Source organism: Corallococcus sicarius, from assembly GCF_003611735.1.
Classification (GTDB): domain Bacteria; phylum Myxococcota; class Myxococcia; order Myxococcales; family Myxococcaceae; genus Corallococcus; species Corallococcus sicarius.
The window spans coordinates 1-6,613 of record NZ_RAWG01000423.1 but is presented as its reverse complement, the minus strand read 5'-3'; the positions used below and the strand labels follow the sequence as shown (position 1 = coordinate 6,613).

At 71.0% G+C, this 6,613-nt stretch carries 6 protein-coding genes; 5 read left to right on the top strand and 1 reads right to left on the bottom strand.

The features are described from left to right. Window positions 1-188 precede the first annotated feature (188 nt). Window positions 189-1,250: an asparaginase gene (locus D7X12_RS37620; protein ID WP_120630008.1), complete on the top strand. Its 1,062-nt coding sequence runs from the start codon at window positions 189-191 to the stop codon at window positions 1,248-1,250. Window positions 1,251-1,321: 71 nt separating this feature from the next. Beyond that, entirely contained in the window at window positions 1,322-2,233 is a 912-nt protein-coding gene (locus D7X12_RS37615; protein WP_120615504.1) for a GGDEF domain-containing protein, read from the top strand. 250 nt (window positions 2,234-2,483) lie between these two features. On the opposite strand, the gene D7X12_RS37610 is transcribed toward D7X12_RS37615, so the two are convergent. Then, entirely contained in the window at window positions 2,484-4,076 is a 1,593-nt protein-coding gene (locus D7X12_RS37610; RefSeq protein ID WP_120630007.1) for a HEAT repeat domain-containing protein, read from the bottom strand. Between the two features lie 135 nt (window positions 4,077-4,211). Between D7X12_RS37610 and rpsU the strand changes: the two genes are divergently transcribed. From rpsU to dnaG, 3 genes are all read left to right on the top strand, one after another. Continuing rightward, entirely contained in the window at window positions 4,212-4,406 is a 195-nt protein-coding gene (gene rpsU, locus D7X12_RS37605) for a 30S ribosomal protein S21 (RefSeq protein WP_014395136.1), read from the top strand. A 114-nt stretch (window positions 4,407-4,520) separates the two neighbouring features. Next, window positions 4,521-4,979, top strand: coding sequence for a GatB/YqeY domain-containing protein (locus tag D7X12_RS37600; RefSeq protein ID WP_120630006.1), 459 nt, complete (start codon window positions 4,521-4,523; stop codon window positions 4,977-4,979). A 333-nt stretch (window positions 4,980-5,312) separates the two neighbouring features. Further along, window positions 5,313-6,613, top strand: a 1,301-nt coding sequence (dnaG, locus tag D7X12_RS37595) for a DNA primase (RefSeq protein WP_120630005.1), incomplete at its 3' end; no start/stop codon positions are given.

Sequence of the window (6,613 nt, the reverse complement as noted above, 5' to 3'; positions counted from 1 at the left end):
CGGTGGTGCCTTGGCGGGGGGAGAGGCCGGAATTTCAGCGCTCTTGGTACAGGCGGAGCCCAGCAGGGTCACCCCGGCCAGCACGGACGCAAGACGCTTCCAACGAGGGAGGAGCACGGCCGCGGGTCTTAGCCACGCGCGCAATGCTTGTAAAGCAAGGCGGGCTTTGGCAGGGAGGCCCCTCGCCCATGCCCAGAGTCCTGCTGCTACACACCGGAGGCACGCTCGGAATGGCCGGTGGCCGGCCCTCCGCCCTGCGTCCGGCGGCCTTCTTCCAGACCCTCCGAAGGCGCGCCCCGGAGCTGTTCCAGCTGGCGGACATCGAGCTGGAGCTGTTCTCCAACCTCGACAGCTCCGAGATGCAGCCGGAGCTGTGGAGCCGGATGGCCGCCCACCTCCACCGCCGGCTTCCCGAATTCGACGGGGCGGTGGTGACCCACGGCACGGACACGCTCGCCTACACGGCCAGCGCGCTGTCCTTCATGTTGCGCAACCCGCCCTGCCCCGTGGTGCTGACGGGTTCGCAGCGGCCGTTGGGGGAGATCCGCTCGGACGCGCGGCTGAACCTCATCGACGCGGTGCTCTCCGCGCTCCAGGGGCCGCGCGAGGTCACCATCTGCTTCGACTCGCACCTGTACCGGGGCAACCGCACGCGCAAGGTGAAGGTGGCCGAGTACGACGCCTTCGAGAGCCCCAACTTCCCCGTGCTGGGCACCCTGGGCGTGGACGCCACCTTCGAGGCGGGCCTCAAGACGCGAGGGGCCTTCCGGCTGCACGAGGCGTTGGATCCGCGCGTCTTTTTCCTGAAGGTGTACCCGGGGTTGGACCCGGCCCTGCCCCTGCAGCTCCTGCCGCACGTGAAGGGGCTGGTGCTGGAGGCATACGGGGCGGGCAACGTGCCCATCGCGCCGGAGCTGGGGCGCTCGCTCCAGCCGCTCTTCATCCAGGCCCGGGAGCGGGGCATCCCCGTGTTGGTGGTGAGCCAGGCGTACCGCAACGGGGTGGACCTCACGCTCTATGAGTCCGGGGCCATGGCCCTGGCGCAGGGGGCGGTGGGCGGCGCGGACATGACCCCCTCGGCGGCGCTGGTGAAGCTGATGCAGGGGCTGGCGGAGCATCCCCGGGGGGGTGAGCCGCTGGCGCGCTTCCTCCGGACGCCCGTCGCGGGCGAGCTGTCCGTCGGGCGGCCGACAGTCCCCCCGCCGGCACCGAAGCGGCGCAGGCCCACACGGGTGGGGCGGGTCGGCTGATACCGGATGCGTGAAAGGAGTGTGGGCGTGCTTGCCGCCGTGAAAAGGCGGCCTCTAAGATGGGAGGCGCGATGTCCGAGGAGAAAACTTCCGTCCATTCCATTTCGGACCTGCTGGGCAGCGCCCAGCAGCAGAGCGCGTATCTGATCGTCATCAGCGCCAAGTCCGCCGCCGGCATCGGGCGGATGTTCAAGCTGGACCGTTCGGAAGTGGTGCTGGGCCGCAGCTCGGAGGCCCAGTTCCAGGTGGAGGACGACGGCATCTCCCGCAAGCACGCCAAGGTGGTGGCCATCGGTGACGGCCGCTTCCAGTTGGTGGACCTGGGCAGCACCAATGGCACGTATCTGAACGGCCTGAAGGTGAGCGCCGCGCCGCTGTACGACGGCGACAAGATCCAGATCGGCTCCAACACGGTGCTGAAGTTCAGCATCCAGGACGCGCTGGAGGAGCAGTACCAGCGCAGCATCTACGAGTCCGCCACGCGCGACGGCCTCACCCGCGTCTACAACAAGAAGTACTTCATGGAGACGGTGCGCAAGGAGTTCGCGTACTGCCTGCGCCACCGCGTGCCGCTGTCGCTGGTGCTCTTCGACGTGGACCACTTCAAGCGCATCAACGACGTGTACGGCCACCCGGCCGGAGACTTCGTGCTGACGCGCATCGCGCAGCGGGTGGCGGACACGGTGCGCACCGAGGACCTGCTCGCCCGCTACGGCGGCGAGGAGTTCGCGCTGATGCTGCGCGAGTCCGCGGAGGACGCGGCCCTGGCGTGCGCGGAGCGCTGCCGCGTGGCGGTGGACCGCAGCGACTTCATCTTCAGCGGCACGCCCATCAAGGTGACCATCAGCCTGGGCGTGGCGACGCTGTTGGACTCGGACTTCTCCCAGCCGGAGGACCTCATCTCCGCCGCGGACAAGTACCTGTACCGCGCCAAGCACGCGGGCCGGAACCGGGTGGACGCCAAGGCCGTCAGCGGCCCGTGAGCGGATGCACCGTGGGGCCCGTTACGACGGGCCTCGCGCGCAGCGTCCGAAGCCGTCGGCGCAGGTCCTCCGCAGCCACGGCCATGCGTTGAAGCCTGCTGGGCGTCAGCGGCCGAAGCCCAGCCGCCGCCTGGATTGCCACCCGACTCATGCATGAGTCGGAGCCCGTTTCGGCGTCAGCGTCCGAATCCCGGGCGGCGCGGCCTGGATTGTGACCCGACTCATGCATGAGTCAGGGCCCGCTTCAGCGTCAGCGGCCGAAGCCCAGCCTGCGCAGCCCCTCTTGCGACACGTGCTTCACGTGGGAGTCCGCATCGTGGGCCGCCGCTTCGCTCAACGCCGCCACCGCGTGAGGACCGCCCAGCGCCGTCAGCGTCCGCACGACGGCAATGCGCACCTCCACCGCGGGATCCGCGCGCAGCCGCTCGGCCAGCACCCGCACATGGGGCGGCCGGCCCACGAACTCCAGCGCCCGCGCCGCCGCTGCCCGCACCACCGGGTGGTCCGAGCCCAGGAGCCCCGCCGCGTCATCCCCGCGCGAGGGCTGCCGGTAGGAGGCCAGGACGTCCAGCGCGGCGGCCACCACCTCCGGGGATCCGTCCCCCAGCGCCTTTGCCGCCAGCTCCACCGCTTCCGGGCTCCGCGGCAGCGCCGCCAGCGCGCGCACCGCACCCGCCCGCACCGAGGGCACGCTCGCGGACGTGTAGGCCGCCAGCCGGCGCATGGGACTCGCCCCCTCCTGGCAGTCCCCCATGAGCGCCACCGCCTCGCCTTGAATCTCCGGGGTCCGCGCGTTGCGCCCGTCCGCCACGTCCCGGAGGAAGGCCGCGCAGCCCTTCTCATGGGCCATCGCCTCCAGCCACGGCCGGGCAGCCTCCACCGTCTCCGCCCCCTTCACCCCCTGGAGCGCGGCCTCGCGCAGCGGCTTCCCGCCCGACTCGGCCAGGCCCCGCGCCGCATGCTCACGCACCCGGGCATCCGCGTCCCCCAGCGCCCCCTCCAGCTCACGCGTCGCCAGGGGGCCGTAGCGGCGCAGCCCGGCCACCGCCGTGCGACGGCGCTGCACGTCGCCCCCCCCCAGCTCCGGCCGCAGCGCATCCAGCTCGCGCGAGTACACGGCGAAGAGCCGGTTGATGACGGCCTCATCCGGGGGCTTCGCCTCCACGAGCAGCAGCCGGCCCACGGACGCGCGCTGGCGCTCCGCGACGGCGGACAGGAGCGAGGCCATCACCTCGTCACCCGCGACGGGCCGGGACGCCACCGCGTCCAGCACCACCCGCGTGGCGGAGCGCCCCTGGAACGTGGCCAGGTGCAAGAGCGCCGGCAGCCGCACGGCGGGCTCCTGGGAGAACATCTCCAGCGCGAGCGTCTGCCGGACGGCCTCCCGGCGCGCCCACACCCGGGCGGCGGCGGCCGGGCCCCGCGCTCCGGCGTCCCGGAGGAAGTCCGCCGTGGAGCGCCCCGCATCGGCCGCGGCGCGGACGGCGGTGAGGCACGCCCCCAGGTCCGCTTCCGGCGGGGTGTCCATGATCCAGTCCGCCAGGGCGCGCCGCTCGGTGAGCCCCCGGCTCCGGGCCTCCGCGCGGACCGCGGCCCAGCGCACCCGCCAGTGGGGGTCCTTCCGCGCGGAGTCCAGCGCCATCCGGGCGTCCGCGCCCCCCGTGCCCAGGGACGTCACCCAGCTGTCCACCCGCCCGCCGGTGACGCAGACGGGACAGGTCCTCGCCCTCAACGACGGGTCGGTGACGTGGCGCCGACAGGAGGCCCAGCAATCGGAGGCAACCGTGCCGCCCCGGGAGGGACTGGCCGCCAGCAGGAGCACCAGGAGGAGGAGGCGACGCACGCGGAGGGCACTCTAGCGCACCCTGCCCCATCCTTTCCGTGCGGGTCTCCTTGCCTTTTGCGGTCTGCTGGGACATACCCCGGCCCCTTTGAAAATTTTCAGATCGCACCCAGCTAGGCGGAAGGAGGTGACTGCATGCCCGGTATTCGAGTGAAGGAAGGTGAATCCATCGAGAGCGCCCTCAAGCGCTTCAAGAAGGCCACCGAGAAAGCCGGAATCCTTTCCGAGATCCGCAAGCGCGAGCACTACGAGAAGCCTTCCGTGAAGCGGAAGAAGAAGGCCCTCGCCGCCAAGAAGCGCGCTGTGAAGAAGGCCCGCAAGTCGTACTAGCGCAGGCCTCGCAGTGAGGAGCCGGGGCGCCCCTGCAAAGTCAGGTGCCCTGGCTCCCGCCGTCCCATCCCCTGGCGCGGCGACACCTTTTCCCCGCCCGTGAGGAATCCCGACATGGCCACCCTGAAAGAGCGCATCGACGCGGACCTGAAGGACGCGATGCGGTCCAAGTCCGAGCTGTCCCTGAGCGTGCTGCGGATGCTCAAGAGCGCCGTGAAGTACAAGGAAGTCGAGCCGGGTGCCTCCGCCCTGGACGACGCGGGCGTGCAGCAGGTCATCGCCACCCTCATCAAGCAGCGCCGCGACTCCGTCGAGCAGTTCAAGTCCGGAGGCCGCCCGGAGCTGGCGGAGAAGGAAGAGCAGGAGATCTCCGTCCTGCAGAAGTACCTGCCCCAGCAGCTCACCGCCGAGGAGCTCACCGCCGCCGTCCAGGCCGCCATCTCCGAGGTCGGAGCCCAGGGCCCCAAGGACATGGGCGCGGTCATGAAGAACGTGAACCCCAAGCTCCAGGGGCGCGCCGAAGGCAAGGCCATCTCCGAGGAAGTGAAGTCCCAGCTCTCCAAGATGTCCTGAAACACCGTTGAACCGGGAGCGGGCGCCGGAGGAATTCCTCCAGGCGCCCTCCCAATCACCGGGCTTTGAAGCGGATTTTTTGATCCCTCGCCCGCTCGCCGCTATCGCTGAGGCCAAGGTCGTCTGCTCGTCCCCCACCCCGGGAGGCGCGCGGGAGCCTTGAGGAGCGCGCGCCTTGCCCCAGCCTTCGTCCGTTTCCGGTCACCGCCCCCGTCCGAGCTCCCCACCTGGGGGGGAGTGCGGCCAGGGAAGCCACCGGTCCGGACGTGTCAGGCCGTACTGCCAGGATGACAGGCGGATGGCCGCGCTCATGCGGATGGATGGAGGGGCGTCGTGATTCCGGAACACAAGATCCAGGAGGTCCTCGACCGCGTGGACATCGTGACGCTGGTGTCCCGCCACGTGGAGCTGAAGAAGGCCGGGCGCGAGTTCAAGGGCCGCTGCCCGTTCCACCAGGAGAAGACGCCTTCGTTCTACGTCGTGCCGGAGAAGCGCTTCTATTTCTGCCACGGCTGCCGTGCGAGCGGCGACGCGGTGTCCTTCATCCAGCGCTACCTGGGCAAGACGTTCCAGGACGCGGTGCGGGACCTGGCGCAGGAGGTGGGCATCGACCTGGAGGCCGCGCAGGACCCGGGCCTCAAGGAGCGCCAGCAGATCAAGGAGGCCACGGACTTCGCCGCGGAACACTTCCGCTCCCAGCTCTGGGAGGACGAGGGCCGCGCCGCCCGCGCCTACCTGGCCAGCCGGGGCGTCACCGACGAGGTGGCCCAGGGCTTCGGCCTGGGCTGGGCGCCCGCGCAGTGGAGCCTGCTGGCGGACCGCTTCCAGAAGAACGGGATGCTGGAGTGGGGGCTGAAGGCGGGCCTCATCACGAAGCGCAACAGCGGCGAGGGCTGCATCGACTTCTTCCGCAGCCGGCTGATGGTGCCCATCCGCGCGCCGGAGGGGCGGCCCATCGCCTTCGGGGGCCGGCTGGTCGCCTCCGAGGACGGACCCAAGTACCTCAACTCGCGCGAGTCCCGGCTCTACAACAAGAGCGAGACGCTCTTCGGCATGGACCAGGCGCGGGATGAGATCCACAAGCGCAAGACGGCGGTCCTTGTGGAGGGCTACTTCGACTGCATCGGCCTGCACCAGGTGGGCGTGCGCCACGCGGTGGCCCTGTGCTCCACCAACCTCACCGCCGGCCACCTCCAGGGCCTCAAGCGCGCGGAGGCCCGCGACCTCGTGCTGCTCCTGGACGGTGACTCCGCGGGGCTCGCCGCCGTGGAGCGCCTGGCCGGCCCCCTGCTCGCCGCCGGCGCCCCCACCCGGGTGGCCCTGCTGCCCCAGGGGGACGACCCGGACGTGTTCGCCCGTCGGGAGGGCACCGACGGCGTGGAGCGGCTCCTGGAGGGCGCCCAGCCCCTCACGGCCTACCTCTTCGCCACCCTGCTCCCTGCGGGCAGGCAGGCGAGCTTCGAGGAGAAGATGGCCGCCCTGGAGCGGCTCAAGCCCGTCACGGCCCAGGTGCCGCCGGGCCTGACGCGCTCGGCGCTCATCAGCGCGCTGGCGGGGCACTTCGGGTGGATGCCGGCGCAGATTGAAACTTCGCTCCAGTACAAGGCGCCGCCCACCCCCAAGCCCATCGCCCC

Excerpts from the sequence above, each read along its gene's own strand:
- D7X12_RS37600 (WP_120630006.1), top strand. The coding sequence starts at position 4,521 with ATGGCCACCCTGAAAGAGCGCATCGACGCGGACCTGAAGGACGCGATG.
- D7X12_RS37615 (WP_120615504.1), top strand. The coding sequence starts at position 1,322 with ATGTCCGAGGAGAAAACTTCCGTCCATTCCATTTCGGACCTGCTGGGC.
- D7X12_RS37620 (WP_120630008.1), top strand. The coding sequence starts at position 189 with ATGCCCAGAGTCCTGCTGCTACACACCGGAGGCACGCTCGGAATGGCC.
- rpsU (WP_014395136.1), top strand. The coding sequence starts at position 4,212 with ATGCCCGGTATTCGAGTGAAGGAAGGTGAATCCATCGAGAGCGCCCTC.